The 22195-nt window shown below is 63.4% G+C and carries 17 protein-coding genes and 1 tRNA gene; 10 read left to right on the forward strand and 8 right to left on the reverse strand.

Going from position 1 to position 22195, the window contains the following annotated elements:
• Positions 1 to 222: 222 nt before the first annotated feature.
• Both VMH22_12565 and VMH22_12570 read right to left on the reverse strand, forming a co-directional pair.
• Positions 223 to 507: a hypothetical protein gene (locus VMH22_12565; GenBank protein HTW92525.1), complete on the reverse strand. Its 285-nt coding sequence runs from the start codon at positions 505 to 507 to the stop codon at positions 223 to 225.
• A complete protein-coding gene (locus VMH22_12570; protein ID HTW92526.1) occupies positions 492 to 809 on the reverse strand; it encodes a hypothetical protein in 318 nt (105 codons plus the stop codon). The genes VMH22_12565 and VMH22_12570 overlap by 16 nt, the downstream gene beginning before the upstream one ends.
• Positions 810 to 1402: 593 nt before the next feature.
• Between VMH22_12570 and VMH22_12575 the strand changes: the two genes are divergently transcribed.
• From VMH22_12575 to VMH22_12585, 3 genes are all read left to right on the forward strand, one after another.
• Complete coding sequence (locus VMH22_12575) at positions 1403 to 3358, forward strand: carboxypeptidase regulatory-like domain-containing protein (protein ID HTW92527.1); 1956 nt, start codon at positions 1403 to 1405, stop codon at positions 3356 to 3358.
• 491 nt (positions 3359 to 3849) lie between these two features.
• Complete coding sequence (locus tag VMH22_12580; protein ID HTW92528.1) at positions 3850 to 4011, forward strand: hypothetical protein; 162 nt, start codon at positions 3850 to 3852, stop codon at positions 4009 to 4011.
• Between the two features lie 65 nt (positions 4012 to 4076).
• Positions 4077 to 4952, forward strand: a complete 876-nt coding sequence (locus VMH22_12585; protein ID HTW92529.1) for a nucleotidyltransferase — start codon at positions 4077 to 4079, stop codon at positions 4950 to 4952.
• Between the two features lie 126 nt (positions 4953 to 5078).
• Here the strand turns inward: VMH22_12585 and mltG are convergent, their stop codons facing one another.
• Both mltG and ruvX read right to left on the reverse strand, forming a co-directional pair.
• The gene (mltG, locus tag VMH22_12590; GenBank protein HTW92530.1) at positions 5079 to 6056 is read right to left on the reverse strand and encodes an endolytic transglycosylase MltG; all 978 of its coding nucleotides are present in this window, start codon (positions 6054 to 6056) and stop codon (positions 5079 to 5081) included.
• 79 nt (positions 6057 to 6135) lie between these two features.
• Positions 6136 to 6594 (reverse strand): Holliday junction resolvase RuvX, encoded by a 459-nt coding sequence (ruvX, locus tag VMH22_12595; protein HTW92531.1) that lies wholly within the window; start codon positions 6592 to 6594, stop codon positions 6136 to 6138.
• 335 nt (positions 6595 to 6929) lie between these two features.
• On the opposite strand from ruvX, the gene fusA reads away from it, so the two are divergent.
• The 3 genes from fusA to VMH22_12610 all read left to right on the forward strand — a co-directional run bounded on the left by fusA (position 6930) and on the right by VMH22_12610 (position 10393).
• Positions 6930 to 9023 carry an elongation factor G gene (fusA, locus tag VMH22_12600; GenBank protein ID HTW92532.1) on the forward strand — a complete coding sequence of 698 codons (2094 nt, stop codon included), beginning with the start codon at positions 6930 to 6932 and terminating at the stop codon, positions 9021 to 9023.
• 138 nt (positions 9024 to 9161) lie between these two features.
• Positions 9162 to 9713 (forward strand): hypothetical protein, encoded by a 552-nt coding sequence (locus VMH22_12605; protein HTW92533.1) that lies wholly within the window; start codon positions 9162 to 9164, stop codon positions 9711 to 9713.
• Between the two features lie 32 nt (positions 9714 to 9745).
• Positions 9746 to 10393, forward strand: a complete 648-nt coding sequence (locus tag VMH22_12610) for a hypothetical protein (protein ID HTW92534.1) — start codon at positions 9746 to 9748, stop codon at positions 10391 to 10393.
• A gap of 31 nt (positions 10394 to 10424) precedes the next feature.
• Here the strand turns inward: VMH22_12610 and nth are convergent, their stop codons facing one another.
• The 3 genes from nth to VMH22_12625 form a co-directional block, all read right to left on the reverse strand.
• On the reverse strand, positions 10425 to 11018 hold the full coding sequence (nth, locus tag VMH22_12615; protein ID HTW92535.1) for an endonuclease III: 594 nt from the start codon (positions 11016 to 11018) through the stop codon (positions 10425 to 10427).
• 107 nt (positions 11019 to 11125) lie between these two features.
• A complete protein-coding gene (locus VMH22_12620) occupies positions 11126 to 11539 on the reverse strand; it encodes a hypothetical protein (GenBank protein HTW92536.1) in 414 nt (137 codons plus the stop codon).
• A 180-nt stretch (positions 11540 to 11719) separates the two neighbouring features.
• Positions 11720 to 11790, reverse strand: a tRNA-Gly gene (locus tag VMH22_12625).
• 236 nt (positions 11791 to 12026) lie between these two features.
• Here VMH22_12625 and VMH22_12630 point away from each other — a divergent pair.
• Together VMH22_12630 and VMH22_12635 are read left to right on the forward strand one after the other, a co-directional pair.
• Positions 12027 to 13085 carry an efflux RND transporter periplasmic adaptor subunit gene (locus VMH22_12630; GenBank protein HTW92537.1) on the forward strand — a complete coding sequence of 353 codons (1059 nt, stop codon included), beginning with the start codon at positions 12027 to 12029 and terminating at the stop codon, positions 13083 to 13085.
• 93 nt (positions 13086 to 13178) lie between these two features.
• On the forward strand, positions 13179 to 16316 hold the full coding sequence (locus VMH22_12635; GenBank protein ID HTW92538.1) for an efflux RND transporter permease subunit: 3138 nt from the start codon (positions 13179 to 13181) through the stop codon (positions 16314 to 16316).
• 926 nt (positions 16317 to 17242) lie between these two features.
• Here VMH22_12635 and VMH22_12640 read toward each other — a convergent pair.
• A complete protein-coding gene (locus VMH22_12640) occupies positions 17243 to 19963 on the reverse strand; it encodes a beta-propeller fold lactonase family protein (GenBank protein HTW92539.1) in 2721 nt (906 codons plus the stop codon).
• 576 nt (positions 19964 to 20539) lie between these two features.
• Between VMH22_12640 and VMH22_12645 the strand changes: the two genes are divergently transcribed.
• Together VMH22_12645 and VMH22_12650 are read left to right on the forward strand one after the other, a co-directional pair.
• The gene (locus VMH22_12645) at positions 20540 to 20923 is read left to right on the forward strand and encodes a NusG domain II-containing protein (GenBank protein HTW92540.1); all 384 of its coding nucleotides are present in this window, start codon (positions 20540 to 20542) and stop codon (positions 20921 to 20923) included.
• Entirely contained in the window at positions 20907 to 22151 is a 1245-nt protein-coding gene (locus tag VMH22_12650) for a Gx transporter family protein (GenBank protein ID HTW92541.1), read from the forward strand. The genes VMH22_12645 and VMH22_12650 overlap by 17 nt, the downstream gene beginning before the upstream one ends.
• Positions 22152 to 22195 lie beyond the last annotated feature (44 nt).

The raw sequence follows: 22195 nt of genomic DNA on the forward strand, positions 1-22195 counted from the left end.
CCACCAATCGTCAGTCGTACTGCGTTGAGTTTGTACTCACGCGTATAGCTCTTTCGCGGTCTCTTCTCCAGACTCATTCATTACCTCCGGTCTCATGCTACACCCACTTACCTTGGTGTCCATGCTACCGGGGGCACTCCACGACATCAGTCGGCAGCTAGCGCGACTCGCGCAACCACAATGTCGTGACTGTAGCCGTGTAGAACAAGAGCCGAGCGTAACTCAGGCCCGCTCCGCTGCCGAACGAGTGTGGCTCCTGTGCCGGGTGATGACTGACTGGTGCCCCAGAGCCCGGACCCGCGCGTGGGCGATCCGGCAGAAGTAATCCGTCATCGCTTCCAGCAGCTCGAATCCCGCCTGCTCCTTAGTGTCAACAGCCGACGGGTCCGCGGTGCGACATGCGATGAGAAACCGGTCCTTGTCTGAACAACTAAGCACCGCCAGGCTGCCGAGTTCCCCGGCAGCACCCGGGGTCGCCGACCTCAACTCGGTTACGATACGACCCACGGTGTCGGGGGTGTCCACTGGGCTGCACAATACAGGGCCGCGCCCGAAGGTGCGGCTTCGTTCCTTACCGGCTTTCGCCAGCTGCCGGCATGGGTCCAGTAACCGGTGAAGCACGTGTGCATGGTCTCACCGCTGCCGCGCGAGATGGTCAAGGCCGCCACCCCGCTCTGCACGACTGCCGTGGTACCCAGCGACGTTGCACCCTGCGGCGTACTCTGGACGGGAGTGAGCTTCGGGTCTACGCCCGCGCAACCTAGCGCCGTCTGGAGCAGAAACACGAACGCCTGTACTATGAACTGCATGATACTTCACCTCCTTTCTCCTAACCTCTTGCTTCTGACATCTAGCATCTGACTTCTGACTTCGTCTTGTCTCCTGAGAATGGGGACAGTCCAAAAGGTGGACACGTCCACGGAGCGACGCGAGGGACGCGTCGCGGATGTGTCCCCGGCGCTTGTCAGCGCGGTACAGTCCCCATTTTCCGCCCTTTTTCCAAGGGCGGCCGGCGGGCTCTCTGCTGGCCGCGTCTGTCAGTTAAGCTCTGACCGAGCCCGAAAGCAGGACGTGCCGGCGACTGCCCCGGTTTGCACCGGGACCTCCTCACCGTGTTCGATTCGGTCGGCGAGAGCAAGCAGAGCCAATGCCTTGACGTTGGCGATGGCCGCGGGGCGAGTCGGGCCATAGTCCGGAAGCCGGGAGTCAACGCCGCGAACGGCTTCCCGAACTGCAGCGGGAGGAACTGCGCGGACCCGCGTGGAACAGCGCCGGATTCCGGGCGGAACGCAGGCATTGACAAGCGCGGGGCGAGGCTGAGAATATGAGTCGAGCCTCCGCTTGTACGGAGGCAAGGGCAAGCGTGCCCGGGTCCCAGCGGATTTCGCCATCGGAGGTGGTAATGAAGAGAATGTTCGTGCTTCTCGCAGGCCTGGCGCTGGTCGCCGGCCTGCACGCAGCGGACACTACCGGTATCTCCGGTATTGTCGCCAACGCCCACAACGGGCACCCGATTGCGGGCGCGGCGGTGTGCACCGGCCACGGCGGCGCATGCACCGATTCCAACGGCTATTATCTCATCCCGATTCAGGCCGGCACCTACCAGGTCACTGCCTCGGCCACCGGGTTTCAGTGCGAGGTGTACCCCGAGTCGGTCGTCGTCGTTCAGGGACACGTTACCGACAGCATCGATTTCGCGCTGGTGCCGCTCGATACTTCGCACGGCACAATCTCGGGCAAGGTGACCGACGCCCAGACCGGGAGCGGGATTGACGGCGCCCTGCTGGTCGCCTGCGGCCCGGACGGAAGCGGCGAAACCCATTCGTATGCCTGCGGCGGGTATCAGATTGCGAGCCTGCCGCCGGGTAAGTACCAGGTCAGCGCTTCCGCGACCGGGTATGAGCCGGCCACGTACCCGGAGTCGGTCGTCGTGGTCGGGGGACAGAATACGCCGGACATCGATTTCGCCCTGGTCCCGACCGGCGGCGGGCACGGCGGCATCGCGGGCTTCGTGTCCGATTCCTTGACCGGCGACGCCATCGCCGGGGCGCTGGTGACCGCGACCGGGCCGCACGGCAGCGGGCAGGAGCATACCTGCCAGCACGGCGGATACCTGATATCGAACCTGCCCGCGGGCAAGTACTCGGTCTGCGCTCAGGCTCAGGGGTACAAGTCCAAGGTGTATCCGGAGTCGGTGGAGGTCATCGGCGGCCAGGTCACCGAGCAGATCAACTTCGCGCTCGCGCCCGACAGCGCCGAGACCGGCGGGATTTCCGGGCAGGTGACGAACTCCGTGACCGGCGACCCGATATTCGGCGCGCTGGTTGTGGCGCATGGCCCCAGCCATGGGCAAGGGAACACCTGTCAACACGGCTACTACTACATCGGCGAGCTGGCACCCGGAATCTACGAGGTCGTGGCCGGAGCGCGGGGGTTCAAGACATCAGCCCCGGAGACGGTCGAGGTCCACACGGGGCAGGTGACGCAACACGTGGACTTCGCGCTCGAACCGGAGGACGGCCAGACCGGCGGAATCTCGGGTACGGTGACCGATTCGGTGACCGGGGCTCCGATTGCCAGCGCCACGCTGTTCGCCTGGGGTCCGGGCGGGCAGGGCTGGGCCACGTCGGATTCCATGGGCTACTACCTGATCCAAGAGCTGCGCCATGGCAAGTACCTGGTGCGAGCCTGCGCGTACGGCTACCACCCGAAGGTCTATCCGGAGAGCGTCCTGGTCGTACCGGGCCAGGTTACCGAGAGCATCGGTTTCGCACTGGCCCCGAGCCACGGCGGCGGCATGGCCGGCTTCGTGTATGACGGTATCTCCCAGACCGAGCTGAGCGGCGCGCTGGTTACCGCCACCGGCTCCAAGGGAAGCGGCCAGGCCTATACCGGCACGTGGGGCGAGTACCGGATTGAGGGGCTTGAGCCCGATGATTATTCGGTGACCATCACGGCGCCGGGCTATCACGCGGGCGCGTACTTCGAGCCGGTCATGGTCCAGACCGACGTGATTACGTCGTTCGTCAGTCCGGCCATCTATCAGTTGACGGGCGTGCAGGAATCACGCGAGCCGGCGGACGGCGTCCGGCTTTCGGTGGTGCCGAACGTGTTCAGCCGCAGCACGACGGTCCGCTGGCAGATAGCGGAGGGCGGCCGGGCGGTGCTGCGGGTGTTCGACAAGGCCGGGAGAGCGGTGCGGACCCTGGCGCATTCGCGGCTGGACCGCGGTTCCTTCTCGGTCGTCTGGGACGGCAAGGACGCCAGCGGCACCCGGCTGGCGCGCGGGACCTATTTCGTGGAGCTTCGCAGTCCGGGCGGCAGGCTTGTTACCCGCGCGGTGCTGGTCAACCGATAGCTGAGACTTAACTGCTTGCGGGACAGCGCCGTGAATCCGACATTGGAGCTTTCGAGCTTCAATCGGAGTTGGCCCCGGCGGCCCCTGTCGGACAGCACGGATTTCGAGTTTCTCTGCTTTCGTGGCTTCAACATCGGTTCCGGGGGCTCAGGCGGGGACTCGACTCGACGTCTGGGAGGTTCTAGAATCGACTTCGTTAAGAGGGCACTTAGCCGAAAGGCAACGATATGTATGATGTGAGACATGCTGGTCGCGCCCCGGTCGAGAGCAGGGCCGGAGCCGGTATGAGGGTGTGTGCCCGGCCGTCGGCAAGTGAGCCTCTATTCCCCGTCCACACGACGCGGACAAGTTCCCCTGTCCACGCGAAATCTGCGCTGTGAACATGAGCAGGGAAATCTGCGTCCGCTTCCCGGGCAGGGTCTCGGGCCGGACCACGGCCTCGCTGCCGCGCGACCTCGATGTCCGCAATCCAGGCGAAGGAATCCGGGCTGGTGCAGAAAATCAGACCGGCGCTGTTACCCGAGGGCGTCGAGCCGCATGCCATGTCCGACAATCCGGAACGCCGGGAAGTGAACCACGCTCCCTCGCGCGTCATCTACCCGTCCCGGGCCATGCCCCATTCGAGCCCGGCGAGCACAGGCGCATCGCCGTGAAGGCAATTGACTTCAGAAGGGAACGGGACCGAGGGGACGAAAGCAGCGGGCGGCAGGGAAAGTAGATGGCGATTCCTGAGATCCAGCTTGAGGCGTGGTCCCACCAGGGACCGGTCGCGACGGCGTTGAAGGCTTGCGCATCGGTGCGGGCCGCGCTTGACGCCTTCGACCAGTGGCCGGATGATGTCTGGTTGGAGCCGTATCTCCGGGGGTCGTACAACAATGACACGAACATCAGCGGAGACAGCGACGTTGACCTGGTGGTGCAGCTCAATTCCACATTCCGGACCAATCTGAGCAGCGAACAGAAGGCCGCCTACAAGATCAGGCCCGCCACCTACCCGCTTCGCGAATTACGTAAGGATGTGCGCAAGGCATTCACCGCTTACTACGGCGAGTTCGAGGTCGAGTCGAAGGGAAATGCGATCATGGTGATGACCTCGTTCCCGCCGACCGCCGTGATCCCCGCCCTGGCCTACCGCCGCTATCCCGCCGCACCGCGCAACGGGGATGACTACGCCGAAGGCATGATCTACTATGAGTTCGAGAGCAAACGCTGGGTAGTGGATTACCCGAAGCAGCACGCCGAGGGTGTCACCGCGAAGCAGAAGGCGACCCACGGCTGGTTCAAGCCTACCGTCAGGGTTTTCAAGAACATCCGGTGGCAGCTTCTGGAAGTGGGCGCGCTCAACATCAACGACGCGTCGTCGTACTTCATTGAGTGCCTGCTGGGCAACGTGCCGGAAGGCAAGTTCGGCCCCACCTACGGAGACACGGTCGCCGAATCCCACGACTGGCTGGTCCAGGCCGACATGGCTCCATTCAAGTGTCTCAACGGCATCACGCCGTTGTTTGGTACGACACCGGATTGCTGGTCAACCAAGAAGGCGCTGCGGTTTCTGGCGGCCGTGCGGGCACTCTGGAAGCAATGGTCTCAGTAGGTGAGCCCGATCCCGCGTTCTTCGTCTGTCGTTGGCCCGGTTCCAGTCCCTGATTCCTGAATTCCGGTCCATCCGAATCATGAATCCGCGCCATCGGCGTACGTGGTTCAGCGGTCCGGCTGCGGGTTAGTTCCCGGCGTCGACGGTGCGGCAGGCAGCGGCGTGCTCGGAGGCCGTGCGGGAGAAGATGTGGGTGCCGTCGCCGCGGGCGACGAAGAAGAGGTAGTCGTTCCGTTCCGGGTTGAGCACGGCCTTGAGGGCGCGACGGCCGGGACTGCAGATCGGCCCGGGCGGCAGGCCCTTGTGGAGGTAGGTGTTGTAGGGCGAATCGAGCTTCGTGTCTTCAACCGAGAGCCGGCCTTTGCGCTCGGGCAGCAGGTACTCGACCGTGGCGCAGGATTGTAGCGGCATGTTCCGGCCCAGCCGGTTGAGGAAGACGCCGGCGATGCGCGGGAATTCGTCCGGAACCTCGGCTTCGCGCTCGACAATTGAAGCGAGAATGACAACATCCGAGACGGCGAGTGGCGATTGGCGAATGGCGATTGGCGAGTTCGAGAGTTCGGAGAAGACGGAGAGGAACTGGCGGACCAGGCGGCGCACGACTTCGGATGGCGGTGAACCGGTCTGGAAGTCGTAGGTCTCGGGAAACAGGCAGCCTTCGGCCGTCGCACCATCAACGCCGAGGTCCCGGAGCAGGTTCGTGTCGGCGCAGGCCGCAAGGAAGCTATCCGCCCGGCAGATGCCGCGTTCCGCCATTGCCTCGGCAACCTGGGGCATGGTGTAGCCTTCGGGAATCGTGACTGAGACGTCGGCGGGCAGCTCGCCGGAGAGCAGCCTGAGCGCACGGCGTTCGCCGGTGCCGACCGCAAACCGGTAGTGGTTGGGCCGGATGCGGCTGCCGTAGTTGTGAAACCAGGCGTAGAGGAAGAACAGCGGTTTGGAAGCGATGACCTGCTTCGCGGCCAGCGTGTCCGCAAGCGCGCCGATGCTGATGCCCAGCGGGACGGTTACCTCGACGCCGCGGCCGTTCGTTTTCGGGCCGTGCGTGGCACAGGCGAGCGAACCCAGCAGGGCAAAGGACAAAGTGATAAGGACAAAGGACAAAGCAATTGGGAAAGGACAAAGTAAGGAGTCCCGGCCGGTTTTAGCCTTGGTACTTTCCACTTGCTTTGTCCTTACGACTTTATCCTTTGGAGTTCTCCGCAAGAAAGTCCTCCAGGATGATCGTTGCCGCAATCCTGTCCACCGCTTCCCGGCGCTTTTTGTCCTTGCCCGTGGCGGCGCGCCGGCCGGGCGTGAGGTCTCTGCGTCCACGGGTTTCCTCAAGCACCTCAATCGCCCGCGCCGTTGAGAAGCGCTCGTCGAAGGTGGTCACCGCCAGGCCGGTTGCCTTCTTCAATTGCCCGGCGAAGCTCCGCACCTGTTCCGACCTGCGGCTGGGCTTGCCGGACTGAGCCACCGGGAGACCGACGACAATCTCGTCCGCTTCCTGTTCGGCGACGAGGCGCTTGAGCGCCGCGAGCAGCTCGTTCTCGCTCGCGTGGTGGATGGTCGGCAGGGCCCGGGCGATGGTGCGGGTCGGATCCGACACCGCAACGCCGGTATGCCGCTCGCCGTAGTCAATGCAGAGGATGCGACCCATAACCCTAAAGTGTAGGAGACACGCCGCGCTCTGTCCAGCGAACGGGATCAGTGCAGCAAAGGACAAAGTGACAAGGACGAAGGGCAAAGCAATCGGGAAAGGCCCAAGTTCCCAGGTCTGGCCGCTTCCGGCTTGTTACTTACCTCTTGCTTTGTCCTTACCACTTTGTCCTTGTTACTTAAGGAAACTATCCAAGGGGCATCTGGGTCGCCCAAACTGCGACTGGCGTGCCGGCTGAAGGCGCGACGCGGGCGGGCGGGTCGGCTGTTCGACGCGGCTGATGGCGTCAAGCGTTGCTGGACATTCCTCCGCCCCCGGCTACAATGGTGGTCAACATGGCACGAGAGTTTCCAATCGAGAAGGTCCGCAACATCGGAATCATGGCCCACATCGACGCGGGCAAGACCACGGTTTCCGAGCGCATCCTGTTCTACACCGGTAAGTCGCACAAGCTGGGCGAGGTGCACGACGGCGAGGCCCAGCTCGACTGGATGGAGCAGGAGCGGGAGCGCGGCATCACCATCACCAGCGCGGCCACGACCACGGTCTGGAACGACCACATGATTAACCTGATCGACACGCCCGGCCACGTGGATTTCACGGTCGAGGTGGAGCGGAGCCTCCGAGTGCTCGACGGGGTCATCGGGCTCTTCTGCGCGGTCGGCGGGGTCGAGCCGCAGTCGGAGACGGTCTGGCGCCAGGCCGAGAAGTATGCGGTGCCGCGCATCGCCTTCGTGAACAAGATGGACCGGGCCGGCGCGGATTTCTACAGCGTGGTCGAGCAGATACAGAAGGAACTCGGGGCCAATGCGGTGCCGGTGACGATTCCCATCGGCGCCGAGGAGAACTTCGCGGGCATCATCGACCTGGTTGACGACGTCGCGGTCTATTACGACGAGACGGACCAGGGGATGACGTGGCGCGACGAGCCGATTCCCGACGCGATGCGCGACGTCGCCCGGAAGTGGAAGCAGAACCTGCTGGAGAAGGTGGCCGAGGTCGACGACAAGCTGCTCGAGAAGTTCCTGCGCGATGAGCCGATCGGCAACCGGGAGCTGTCCGCCGCCATCCGCGCCGCGACCCTGTCCCACAAGATTTGCCCGGTCATCTGCGGCAGCGCGTTCAAGAACAAGGGCATTCAGCGCCTGCTCGACGCGGTCGTCTCCTACCTGCCGAGCCCGGTCGATCTGCTCCCGACCATCGGCACGCACCCGGGCGGCGAGGAGGTGGAGCGGGTTCCCTGGGACGACGGGCGGCTGGCCGCGCTCGCGTTCAAGGTTGTTGCGGACAAGCACGTGGGCAAGCTGGTTTATGTCAGGGTTTATTCGGGCACACTGAAGGCAGGCAGCTACGTCTACAACTCGACCCAGGAGAAGGACCAGCGGGTCGGGCGGCTGCTGCGGATGCACGCGAACCGACAGGAGCAGGTGGAAGCGCTCTATTCGGGAGAAATCGGCGCCGTGGTCGGGCTGTCCGATACCGTCACCGGCGACACGGTCTGCGTCCGCGAGGCACCGATAGTATTGCAGGCGATTGAGTTCCCGGCGCCGGTCCTCTCGATCGCCGTGTCCATCGCCGACCGGAACGACCGCGAGAAGCTCTCGCACGGCCTCGCGCGACTGGCCGAGGAGGACCCGACCTTCATTGTTACCGCAGACCCGGAGACCGAGGAGACCGTGATTTCCGGCATGGGCGAGCTGCACCTGGAGATTATCGTTGACCGGCTGCGCCGCGAGTTCGGGGTCGTGGCCAAGACCGGAGCCCCGCAGGTCGCCTACCGCGAGACGGTCACCGGCCACACCGACATCAATGAGAAGTACGTGAAGCAGACCGGCGGCCGCGGCCAGTACGCGCACGTGGTGATGCGGCTGGAACCGCTCAAGGCCGGCGAAGGGTTCGAGTTCGTCAACAAGGTGGTGAGCGGCCGCGTGCCGAAGGAGTACATCCCGGCGGTCGAACGCGGCGTGGTCGACGCGATGAAGAAGGGCGTGTATGCCGGGTTCCCGGTCGTGGACATCCGCGTCTCCCTGCTCGACGGGTCGTACCACGAGGTGGACTCCAACGACCTGGCGTTCAAGACCTGCGCCGGGCGCGCGTTCCGCAAGGCGTTCATGCAGTGCAGCCCGCAGTTGCTCGAACCGGTGATGAGCGTCAACGTGGTGACGCCCGAGGATTCGGCCGGCCCCATCATGGGCTCGCTCTGCAACCGGCGCGGCCTGATTTCGGGCATGGACCAGCAGGGCAACGCCAAGGTCATCAAGGCGCTGGTGCCGCTGGCGACGATGTTCGGGTACGCGACCGATCTGCGCAACCAGAGCCAGGGCCGGGCCGTCTTCACGATGCACTTCGAGCACTACGAGGCGGTGCCGTTCTCGGTGGTGGAGGAAATACTGGCGAAAAGGGGTAAGGACTCCAAGGCAGAAGACTAGGATGCGAACGAAGCTGGAACGCAGAGCCGGACCAGCACTTCTGCCATCTAGCTTCTAGCATCTGGCTTCTGACTTCGCCTGCGCGGTTGCTCCCCCTGCCGTCCTTGACTTCCGTTCCGACAGTCGCACAATCTCCCCGTGACCAAGGCGACCCGCGAGAGTCTTTTCACGCTTGCCTACGTGGCAGCCGGAATGGCTGCGGTTCTCATCGTCGGATACCTCACATTCCACCACCGGTTCTTCCATATGCCGCGCCCGCTGCTGCCTTTTCTCATCGTCGGCCTGGCCGGCTCGCTGATGTACGCGGTCGTGCAGATGCGCGGGGCCGGCCTCGGCATCCTGATGATAGTGCTGCTCTACCTGATTCAGGTCGCAATGATGCCGCCCATCCGGCCCTACACGCTCGCGTCCGCGGCCGTCTACGCCCTGCCGGTAGGATTCGCGCTCATGGCCGGGGCCTACGCGCAGAAGGCGCTGGGCAGGCGCCTCAAGATCGGCCGGTTCACCGTCATGGGGCTGATCCTGGCGGCCGGGTACGGTTTGATGATGGTGCTGTTCCTCATCCGGTCGCGCTACGACATTCACGCGGGAACGGTTTTCGGGCAGGCGTTCATCGGGTTCAAGCTGGGCGCCGCAATGGGGTTGGGATTCGAGCTTGTTGACCTTGTCGGGCCTCGGCCGCAGGCCTGATTACTCACCCCCGGTCCCCGGCCGCTGACTTCTTGCGCCTCTCATCATGGTCCGCCGTCCTTGACCGACATCGCCGGCGTTACCCGCTGCTGCGGGCCCAGGATATCTACAAGCTCGCCCATCAGGGAGTGTTCGGACCGGGGCACATCATCAGCAGTGCGGGCGCAGCCAGAAGGTCGCTGCGGGAGGAGGTCGCCGCGCTGCAAGTCCGAAGTCCGAATGACGAATGTCGAATGCCCGAGCCGCGGTTTGAGCCGTTGGAACCCGAGGGAAAGGTCGTGCGTGTGAATTTGAGGCCGCTGCTCGCAAGAGGCGGAAGGATGAGGGATGAACGAGGCAGGCACGGAACGGGCGGCACGGACATCGGCTGGCTGGCGGAGGCGTTGGTCGAGAGCGCGCGGCGGGTGAAGGGTGACCCGGAGCGGATGCGTCGCAGGCTGGCGGCTGCAGTCAGGTGGTGTCGCGGTCGCCTGCCCCGGCAGGCAGCGGCACTCGAACGCCTGGCAGCGGTGGCCGCGGAATCAGGCTATCCGGCACTCCACCATTCGCGCACTTATGCCCGCGCCTATCGTCCGGCGTACCGCGTGATACTCAGGTCCTGCCTGGGCCCGAGGTTGAAGTCGAGCCAAAGGGCCGGAAGAAACGACAGGCGAAGTCAGAAGCCAGAGCCTGGAAACTAGATTTCAGAAGTGCCGGAAGCTGTTCTGCGCTCTAGCTTCTCGCTTCCACCTTCGTCTGTCCTGTCTGCGCTACCCCGCGCTTCGGACAGAGCCGGGTGAGCGGGCAGATTGAGCAGAGCGGCATCCGCGGCCGGCAAATGGTCTGCCCTAGTGCCACCAGCAGATGGTTCCAATCCTTCCAGATATGGCGGGGCAGAGTCTCCATCAACCCGCGTTCGGTGTCGACGGGCCGTGCGGTTCGCACCAGGTCAAGCCGGTTCGAGATGCGCTGGACGTGGGTGTCGACCGCGATTGCGGGCAGTCCGTAACCCTGACTGAGAACGATGTTCGCGACCTTGCGGCCGACCCCGGGAAGTTCGAGCAGTTCCGCCAGGGTCCGGGGAACTTTGCCGTCCGGGCGTGCGACCAGCATCCGCGCCAGTTTCGGCAGCAGCCCGGCCTTGGTACGGTAGAACCCGACCGGGTAGATGAGTTTCTCGATGGCGGCCGGGTGCAGGCGGGAAAGCGCGCGCGCGTCCGGAGCGCGCCGGAACAGGCGAGCCGAGGCCGCGGCGGTAACAGGGTCCTGCGTGCGGGTGGAGAGAACCGCGGAGACGAGAATGCGGAACGGGTCTTTTCGCGGCATCAGCTTCACCGGTGCGTCCATTGCCGGATAGGTACGGAGCAGGGTTGCGCTGATGAGCAGGGCGCGGCGGCGGTCGGCAAGGGGCGGGGACGGGCGAACGGGTGCGGTCAGGAGTGGGAAATCAGTTTCAGCCCGATGAGGAACGCCATGGTAAGCATCAGGGCGACTGACGCAGCCAGAAGCGTACCGTGCCAGCGCATGTGGGGCGGCGTCTGGCCCGGCTCGCTGCGCGTGAAGGTCAGTAGCGCGGCAACGAACGCGGCGACCAGCAAGATGATGGACACCAGCTTGTGGCCGGAAAGGGTGATGCCCCGATGGATGTTCTTGAGGGCCATGTTGGCAAGCAGGCCGATGACGAAGTTGGCGATGCAGAGCAGCAGGAAGGCGATCGACCGGCTGCGCTGGCGGCGCATCGGGAAGTCCCAGTCGCTCACCTTGGACAGGCTGGTCTGGGCAGTCATCAGCCCCAGCACAATCGTGCCGATGGCGATGACCGGATGGATGAAAGCATACCAGGGCATGGCTAAGAGAGAAGTCCTAAGGACGAAGTACGAGTGACGAATGCAGGAAGTGCCGGCCGATAGTGGCCGCTATGGCCAATAACGGGCGAAATCCGAACGCCCGAATTCGGCATTTGCCTACATTCGAGCTTCAATCGGGTTTCAAGCTTCGTCATTCGAACTTGGCCTAGGTTCCAGAAGAGCGGCCAACGGGAATCGAACCCGTGTAACCGGCTTGGGAAGCCGGAGCTCTACCCCTGAGCTATGGCCGCATGTTACAATACTAAAGGAGGCTGCGTCTCAGTCAAGCTATGGCCGGAGCGAGGGCATGGGGGCAGAAGCACGCGGTCAGTGATGTAGCTCGCCCGGCACTGCCATCAAGTGCTCCGGCGGGCCGGGAACATCCGCCGCGGGCGCCCCGCCGCAGGGAAAGCAACCGGCTTGTGTCTTAATAGTATCTTTATACCACCCGACAAACTTAGTCGCTATAATCACTGACCAGAGAGTCATGAAGATCAAGAAATCCCATACGGCGGTCGGCATCGTCGTCCTGGTACTCATCGGTATTGCCGTCGTGCGGATTGTCACCCGTGGCTCGGCCCGCCATGGGCGGCGCCAGGGCACGTCGATTGTGCGGGTGGAGATACCGTCGCGGGACACGATTACGTACACGCTTCAGTCAACCGGCGACGTGGTCGCGATGCAGGCCGCGACCATCGTTGCCAAGGTCGGCGGCAGTCTGGAACGGGTGAGCGCGAACATCGGGGACGAGGTGCAGGCAGGCCAGTCCCTGGCGCTGATTGACACGATCGAACTGGCGCTGGCGGCAAGGCAGGCCGAGGCGACGTTCGCCACGGCCCGTGCCACCTATGAACGGGCCGGCCAGTTGCGGGCCGACAGCCTGGTGTCGCCGCAGGATTTCGACAACGCCGAGGCGGCGGAGAAGGTCGCGGAGACGAATTTCCGGACCGCGCAGGTTCGGCTCGGGTATGCCAATGTCACCGCGCCGTTTGCGGGCACAGTCACCGTGCGCCAGCTCGACCCCGGGGCCGTGGTGACCGCCGGGACCATGCTGTTTACGCTCGCGGACTTTGACAGCGTCAAGGTTGTGATTAACGTCGAGGAGAAGGACGTACCACTGGTGACAATCGGATCGCGGGTCATGGTGGTGGCCGATGCCCTGCCTCAGGATACGTTCGTGGGCCGTGTGGGCCGAACCAGCGATGCCGTTGACCCGGCGACGCGGACCATGCGGGCTGAGGTCTTCGTGGCGAACCCGAAGCATCGGCTTAAGCCCGGAATGTACGCAACCGCCAGCCTCTTCTTGTTCCAACATCCCGACGCCGTAACGGTGCCGGCGGCCGCTGTGCTCAGCGTCGCCGGCGACACGTTCGTCTACGTGGTGAAGGGTGACACCGCACGGCGGGTGGCGGTGCGCACGGGAATCGAGCAGGGTGCGCGGACCGAGATCGTCTCCGGACTTGCCGGCGGCGAGAGCCTGATTACCACCGGGCAGCAGTACGTGAAGGACGCTTCGCCGGTCACGGTCCAGCCCGGCGGTCGATGATACGAACGGGGTCAAGGAACAGAGGAATCCGGGATTCCAGTGTCCGGCACTAGACCGCTCGAACCCTTGAATCCTCGAATCCTCTCCTAGACTATGTGGTTCACGCGCATCGCTCTCCGCTACCCGGTAACGACATTTCTCATCGCGGTCACCATCACCGTGCTGGGGTTCGTTTCCCTGGCCCAGTTGCCCATCGACCTGCTGCCGAACATCACCATCCCCACGGTCAGCGTCTCGACGAACTATCCCGGCGCGAGTCCTCTGGACATGGAACAGACCGTGACCGCGCCCATCGAGCGGGCGGTGAGCTCGGTGAACAATGCGGACTACGTCCAGTCCTCGACCCGTGAAGGCACATCAAGGGTACAGGTCTACTTCAACTGGGGCGCAAATACCGACGTGGCCATGGTCGACATCATCCAGCGAGTCAACCGCGCGTTGCGCAACATGCCCACCGGCGTGCAGCAGCCGATCGTCCAGCGGTTCGACGTCACCAGCCGGCCGGTCTGCAATATCGTGGTGTTCGGCGACATGGACCAGCGCGAACTCTACGACCTGGCTGCCAATGTCATCGAGCCCCAGATTGAGCACCTGCCCGGCGTGGCCCAGGCGCCCGTGTCCGGCGGCCTCATCCGCGAAATCCACGTCACCCTGGACCGTGACCGGCTCCTAGCGCTCAAGGTCCCGGTTCAGAGCGTGCTCACGGCCATCGCCAACTCCAATCTCATCCTGCCGTCGGGCGACCTGAAGTCCGGGCCCTACGACTTCGCGCTCAAGACCGAAAGCCGGTTCAACGTGGTCCAACCGATGCAAGACATCGTGGTCAAGACCGTGGCGGGCGTGCCCATACCCATCAGCGCGATCGGCACCGTCGAAGACAGCTACCAGGAGCAGACTGAAATCGTCCGTATCAACGGCAAGCCGGGCCTGACCCTGCCCGTGCAGAAACTCGCCAACGCCAACACTGTCAACGTCGTCGACCGCGTCCGGCAGGCCCTGCCGCATCTTGCCGGCGTGCCGCCGACCGTGCAGCTCTCGATATCCTCGGACCAATCGCTCTACATACGCCAGACCACATCGGGCCTCGCGCGTGAGGCCCTGCTCGGCGCTATCCTGGCGATGCTCGTCATCATCGTATTCATCCGCAGCTTCCGGGGTACGGTTATCACCACGATCGCCATACCGCTCTCGATCCTCGTTACCTTCATCTACTTCCGGTTCGGGGGCGTGACGCTGAACATCATGACCTTCGGCGGACTGGCGCTCGCGGTCGGACGGCTGGTCGACGATTCCATCGTCGCCCTCGAGGTCAGCTCCCGCCACTATGCGATGGGGGCCAGGGGTCAGGGGTTGGGGGTCGGGGCTGACAAGATGGCGGCGACGCTCGAAGCGGCGCAGGAAGTGGCGTCCCCGATTCTGGTCTCCACCCTGGCCACGGTCATCGTTTTCCTGCCGGTGATATTCCTCACCGGGGTCGCGAAAATGATGTTCGTCCCGTTGACCATCACCATCGCCGTGGCCCTGTTCGGTTCCTACTTCGTGTCGCGCACCGTAACCCCGCTGATGTGCTATCAATGGCTGGAGCCGGAAAGGCCGCTCGACCGAACCGCGACAGGACTGGGCGAGAAACTCCGTGTCTTCTTTCACGATGCGGTCGAGCGACTCGACGCCGGGTACGAGAAGGCCCTGCGCTGGACCCTGGCGCGGCGGCGACTCGTCATCCTGAGCATAACCGGGCTCGCGCTCATCTCCGCTCCGCTCTTCAAGTTCATCGGCAGCGAGTTCTTCCCGGACCAGGACGAAAGCCAGTTCACCGTGTCGCTCCGCCTCCCGGTCGGAACGCGGGTCGAAGAGACCAGCCGCATCGCGGCCCAGATGGAACAGGTACTCCAGAAGAACGTGCCCGAGATACAGGCCATGATTACCGACGTCGGAGTCCCGCCGGGCGGCGGCGGCGGGAGAAGCGCGGGGACTCATGCCGGGACAATCCAGGTTACGCTGGTCCCGACCAACCGGAGGCACCGTTCGGTATTTCAGATAGTCAACGCGGTACGGCCTTTGCTGCTACGCATCCCCGGCACGACTGCGACCGTCTCCGCCGGCGGGTTCTTGAAATTCCTGCTCAACTTCGGCTCCTCGGCGCCGATCGACATCCAGATACAGGGCTTCGACCTTGCCGCCGGTTCACGCCTTGCCGCCCAGGTTGCCGGCATCGTCCGCTCCACGCCGGGAGCAACGGACGTCCAGGTCAGCCGCGAAGACAATCTACCGGAACTCAGGGTGAATATCGACCGGGACAAAGCCGGGGCGCTCGGCATCAGCGCGGGCGACGTTGCCAACGCGGTCAGCGCCTGCATCACCGGCGCGGTCGCCTCGACCTTCACCGACACCGTTACCGGCACCGCCTCGAACGTCCTGGTCCGGCTGGACCAGCGCTTCCGTTCCAGCCCCGAAGACCTGCAGGATATTGTCCTTGCCACCAGCGGCGGGCAAACCGTGCTGCTCGGCAACATAGCCACCATCACCCGTGCCGCCTCCCCGGTCCAGATCGACCGGAAGAACCAGCAGCGACTCGTCGATGTCACCGCCAACGTTACCGGCCGCGACCTCGGCAGCGTGGCCGCCGATATCGGGCGGAAGACGAGCAAGCTCGACTTGCCGGCCGGGTTCAGCATCACTCAGAGCGGCAACGTCGAGCAGCAGGGCAAGACATTCCGCGGCCTGCTCCTCGCCTTCGCGCTCGCCATCCTGCTTGTCTACGTGGTCATGTCCTCGCAGTTCCAATCGCTGGTTGACCCGTTCATCATCATGTTCACGGTCCCACTGGGAATGGTCGGAGTCCTCTGGGCCCTTTTTCTCACCAACACGACTCTGTCCGTGACTTCCTTTCAGGGCATCATCGTCATGGTCGGCGTCGTGGTCTCGAACGGCATACTGCTCGTTGACTACACCAACCGGCTACGGGCCGGGGGCATGGAACTGCACGAAGCGGTGGTCAAAGCCGGTCGGACCCGGCTGAAGCCGATTCTAATGACGTCCCTGGCGACCGTGCTCGGCATGGTCCCGATGGCTCTTGGGCTCGGCGGCGAATCAACGCAAGCGCCGCTGGCGATAGCGGTCATCGGCGGCCTGAGCGTTTCAACCGCCCTGACCCTATTCTTCGTGCCGAACCTCTACACGTTGTTCGAGGTACGCTTCAAACGCAAGCCGGCGACGCCTCCTTTGGCGTAACTCACCACCCGCTTTTCGCCTTTCGCCAATCTCCAATCCTCAATATGGAATCTAAAATGCCCTCGAGTGCTCCCTTCAAAGCTCGCCGGAAAGCTCGTCTCAAAGTTCGCCGGAAAGTGCCTTAGAAAGCAAACTCGAAAGCTCACTTCAGAGCATCCTCCATCGCTCACTTCAGAGCTCACTTCAGAGCTCGCTTCATCGCTTCGTGCATCGCTCGTCTCAAAGCTCAGCGCATTGCTTCTCACATCGCTCGCTGCAAAGCTCAGCCAAAAGCTCGCGTCAAAGCTCGGCTGAAAGCTCAATTCAAAGCTCGCTTCGAAGCTTGTTCCATGGCTTCGTCGAAAGCTCCCCAAAAGGCAAGCCCCCAGGCGACCCCTATATGCGGACTTTTCGTCCTGCGACTGGCACTAACCTGCCGGAGACGGGGAAGTTAGGCTCGGTCGGTCAGAATCGCTAAGCCTCCAGTTCTTTTAGGGCTTTCGGCGAACCCGAAGTCCGCCCGCGCGTCAGGAATCGCCTGCCGTGATGCTGTGATCTGGAGGCGGTGAGCCGCAGGCCGCAAGCTGTCGGCTGTCATCATCGTCTAGACCGAATCCGCTATCGACTTACGGCTCACGGCTAGCCGCTCCGGCGTGTTTCTGATGCCGCATCCGACCGAGGCCGCAAGCTGTAAGCTGTCAGCCGTTAGCTCTCCACGTCGTGCCTTGACGCCTTCATCTGATAGGGAGACTGTCCCTGATTTCCTTCGTGCCGAACCTCTACACGTTGTTCGAGGCACGCTTCAAACGGAAGCCTGCCAGTCCGGAATCGGCCGCCTCGATATGATTGTGGGCGCGGAACGCGCAGCGCCGAGCGCCGGTCCTGACCGGAATTGAATAGAAAGCCGGGCTGGTGCCCGGCTTTCATGACACGGTTTCGGGTATCGGTTACTCGACCACGAGCTTCCGCGTTGCGTGGGAGCCGTTGCTCTCCAACTTCAGAATGTAGATGCCGCTGGCGAGTGTTCCCTGCCTGCCGTTCGCGGTCAGAGGCAAGTGGTGAGTCCCGGCCATCTGGCCACCGGTTGCGATGGTGCGGACCAGTTTGCCCGCGACGTCGTAGAGCTTCAGGCTGACACTACCCGGTCTGGGTAGAGAGTAGGTAATCCCAGCTCTGCCTGGACAGGGATTCGGAGCGACGTCCAAGGCCAGCGTCCGAACGCCGGGTTCCTGCCGCCCAGCCGCGACACCGCCGTGAGCCACCATCCGATACAGCGGGTACACGTCGAGGTTGCCGGCAAATGGCGTGCCCATGCCTTCGTTGTTGGTGGTCCCTGCATCGGATTCGAGCGGCTGGGCACAGACAAAGTTCTCTCCCATTATCAGTGAGTCTGAGCCCCACGCATAGGACCAGTTGATGGAGTCCGTGCCTGCGCCGGAGGTTACGGACGCCCAGTCCCACCTACTTTGTGCGGTACCTGCGCGGTTGCACACACCCATCATCTTCGTCCGACCCGGTGTGGAGCGATTGACTCCTTTGCCGGCCAGGGCCGGTCGGGCGGCCGCGGTGGTATCGCCCGGGAGTCGGTTGAATGCCGCGTGCACTTTGGTGTCATAGACCGGCGCATCGGTGATTACCGTCACCTTGCCGCTGTGTTCGCTCGCGACGTAGATTCTGTTCGTAACCGGGTTCACGGCCACGCCAAAGGGAATTGAGTCTACCGCTACCGTGGTAGTGGCATTGGTCGCGCCGTCTATAACCGTAACGTTGGCGCTCAGGGCGTTGATGACGTAGGCCTTGTTCGTCACCGGGTTCACACCTATGGCCCAGGGATATGATCCGACCGGCACGGTGTGCGTGCTGTTGGTCGCGCCGTCGATAACCGTCACGCTGGAGTTCCCGTGGTTGACGACATAGATTCTGTTCGTGACCGGGTTCACGGCAATGGCAGAGGGGTTTGAGCCGGCGGGCACGCGCGTCGTGTCTTTGGTCGCCCCGTCGATCACAGTCACGTCATTGCTGGACCCATTGGCGACGTAGATTCTGTTCGTGACCGGGTTTACTGCCACGGCATCGGGATTAGAGCCGACTGTTACCAGCGTCGTGTCGTTAGTGGCACCGTCTATGACTGTCACGTCGGTTCCGCCCTGGTTCGCTACGTAGATCCTGTTGGTGGCCGGGTTCACGGCCACGGCGTAGGGGTCAGAGCCGGCGGGCACCAGCGTCGTGTCGTTGGTCGCGCCATCAATCACGGTCACGTCATTGCTGGAGCCGTTGGTGACGTAGATCCTGTTCGTGACCGGGTTCACTGCAACGGAACCCGGCATTGAGTCTGCCGGTACGAGAGCCGTGCTATTGGTCGCTCCGTCGACTACGGTGACATTGCCGTCGCCGAAGTCCACAACGTATATCTTGTTAGTGACCGGGTTCAGGGCCATCGCATAGGGCGCCGCGCCAACGGCCACCAGTGTCGTGTCGTTGGTCGCGCCATCGATAACGGTCACGTTGGCTCCGCCTTCGTTCGCGATGTATATCTTGTTGGTGACCGGGTTCGCCACCGCAGCATATGGCGTCGAACCCGCGGCCACCCGGGTCGTATCGTTGGTCGTGCCGTCGATAACCGTCACACCGTTGCTATTGTAGTTCGTGACATAGACCTTGTTGGTGACCGGGTTCACCGCCACGGCTTGCGGATTGGTGCCAGCGGTCACCGTGTTCGTATCGTTGGTCGCGCCGTCGATCACCGTGACGTCGCTGCTGCCGGAATTCGCAACGTAGATCTTGTTGGTGACCGGGTTGACTGACACCGTATAGGGGTAAGCGCCAGCGGCCACGAGCGTGGTGTCGTTGCTCGAGCCATCTATCACCGTCACGCTGCTACTGCTGTAGTTCGCGACGTAGACCTTGTTGGTGACCGGGTTCACCGCTACGTCACAAGGCGCCACACCCGCTGCCACCAGCGACGTGCCCTTGGTCGCTCCGTCTATCACCGTTACGTTATTGCTGTTGTAGTTGGTGACGTAGATCTTGTTGGTGACGGGGTTCACGGCCAGGGCAGAGGGATTTGTGCCGGCGGGTACCGTCGCGGTGTCGTTGGTTGCGCCGTCAATCACGGTCACGCTGTTGCTCCCGGTGTTCGCCACATAGATCTTGTTCGTGACGGCATTCACCGCTACGGCCCGGGGTGTGTTGCCTACTGGCACTGTCGTCGCGGCGTTGGTCGCACCGTCGATTACTGTCACGTTGGCGCTGGCCTGGTTCGTTACATAGATCTTGTTTGTGACCGGGTTGACCGCCACGGCGCGGGGATTCGCGCCCGCGGCCACCAGCGTCGTGTCGTTGGTTGCGCCATCGACTACGGTCACGGTATTCTCGAAGAAATCCGTGACGTAGATCCTGTTCGTGACCGGGTTGACCGCCACGTCCCAGGTACTCGTGCCTGATGGAACCAGCGTCGTGTCGTTGGTAACGCCGTCGATTACCGTCACCTCGCCGGTGCCTGCGTTTGCGACGTAGATCTTGTTGGTGACCGGGTTCACAGCCAAAGCCCAGGGGTTCGCTGCCGCGGGCACCGTTGTCGTGACCCAATCGGCTGAGGCGGTACCGAAGCCGGCGAAGGTCAGGCAGAATGCCAGCATCCCGACTTTAATACTCTTTTCCGATATCATCTTCGGTTCTCCTTTGTGGTGCCCAAACGTGCCAGTGAAACTGCGGCGGCGACGGAGCCGCCGCCAATGCCGGCTCAGCATAGCGACAGGTGTCACCCGGTCAACATCGGGGACATGTGCAGGTGCCGGCTGCGCGCAGTCCGGGCCGCAGACCGAAATCCGCGACTCGGTAGCGACAAGTCTCCAGTCGAACTGCGTATCTTGTCTACGACCGATGAGTTGGTGCGCGCGCGGAAAACGGGGACTGCACCGCGCCGAGCAGGCGCCGGGGACACATCCGCGACGAGTTCCTCGCGTCGCTCCATGGACGTGTCCCCTACAAAGACTGTCCCCTGTTTTCCGCAGGGGTTGAGGACGAACCCCAAGGTGCGGAGCTTGGTGGGGTCGCGGACTCGGACGCTTCGTCTGGCGCGGAACATGGTTCTTCCGGATGACGGGGGTCCGCTCCCGCGCAGTGAGCAAGCTGACTACCATCTAGATTGCGACTTCTCTCTGCAGGGCCCGTTCATTCTCGGGTCCTCTCGTTTGTTCCCACCGGTTGCCAATCTGACCTAATCCGCCTAGACTGTGGTCTTGTTGAACCGACAACTCGGCCGGCTCACAGTTCTCGACGTCCTGCTTCTTGCCGCGCTGATTGCGCTCCCCGGCGCGGCGCTGGTAAGGTCGTGGACCAGACGCAACGAGAAGCCGGTGGCCTTCGTCTACCATGACAATCGGTTGGTCGGCGCGTATCAGCTTGACCGGGATCAGTCTGTGTTCATCGGTGACAAGACCCGGCCGGACATGAAGATCGAGATCAAGAACGGAGCAATCCGGGTCGCGGAATCCGACTGCCCCAGAGGCATATGCATGCAAGCCGGCTGGGTGCGAACGCCCGGCCGGTCAATCGTGTGCGTACCGAACCGGGTGTTGATTGAGATCCGGGGCGAACGCCAGGGATACGATGCAGAGAGCTACTGAGGGCAACGCGGAAGGCGGAGGGCGGAAAACGGAAGACGACGGCGTGGCCCGGCTCGCGATGCTCGTAGCCTGCGCGTCGGTGCTCCAAGTCGCCGAGTCGCTCTTCCCGCACCCGCTGCCCGGCGTGCGGCTCGGGCTCGCCAATATCATAACCGTGATCGCCCTGGTCTACATGGGTCCCGGCGTCGCAATCCAGCTCGCCGTGCTACGCACGCTGGTGAGCTCCATGGTGCTCGGGACGTTTCTGACCCCGACCTTTGTGCTCTCGTTCTCCGGCGGCGTGGTCAGCGCGGTGGTCATGGCCCTGCTCTACCGGCTTTCGCTTGGTGGACGACCACTCTTCAGTCTCGTCGGCATCAGCGTGGGCGGCGCGGCGAGTCACGTGATGACACAGGGAGCGCTCGTCTATCTGCTGTTCATCCGATCGAGCGGCGTGCTGTGGCTCTGGCCGTGGCTCTGCCTGGCCGCGGTGGCAACGGGCCTGCTCACCGGCCTGATTGCCGTGCAGGCAGTACGGCGGCTGGAGGCAGGCCAAGGGGTCAAGGAATCGGGGATTCAAGGCTTTCAGTGTCCGGACACTCGACTCCTAGAATCCTCGAATCCCGGAATCCATTCCTTTGTCCGCCGCCTGCGGCCGGAGTTGAAGATTGCCGGAGTTGTTGTTCTCGGCCTCGCCGTAGTCTTTTTCTCTGACTGGAGGCTGTATGCTGCAGTTTTCGGTCTGCTTGTCATCCTTTCAGTGCTGGGGCGAGTGCGTGTCAGCCGCCTGCTGGCCGGGCTGAAATGGGTGTGGCCGCTGGTGCTGGCCTCGCTCGTGATGCCGGTCGTCTTCTCACCGTGGGGCAGAGCATTGCTGGAACTCGGGCCGTTGCGGGTGACGAGTGAGGGGCTGCATGAGGGGGCGGTCTTCGCCGCGCGCATCCTGCTCCTGGTCTTCGCGACAGCAGTACTGGCGCAGACGACCGCGCCGCACGAACTTGCGACCGGGCTGGAGAAACTGCTGCGGCCTCTGCGGGTCTTCCGGGTTGAACCCGGCCAACTGGCGCGTTCGCTCAGCCTCTCATGGTCTCACTTCCCGCAGCTCCAGCAGAGCGTCCGGCGCATGGTCGGCACGAACCGTGGCCGCAGAGGCTGGCTGGACCGGACCATCCATCTTCCCGGCGACATTATAGCGGACATGTTCCGGCTGGCCGGGCAGGGCGCCGATTCGGCACAGGGAAGAGGATGACGCGGAAATCGCGGCCGGCTGCCTTCCGCTATTGACTTAAGTGC

This window comes from bacterium (genome assembly GCA_035505375.1).
Taxonomy (GTDB): domain Bacteria; phylum Hydrothermota; class Tepidihabitantia; order Tepidihabitantales; family Tepidihabitantaceae; genus UBA2258.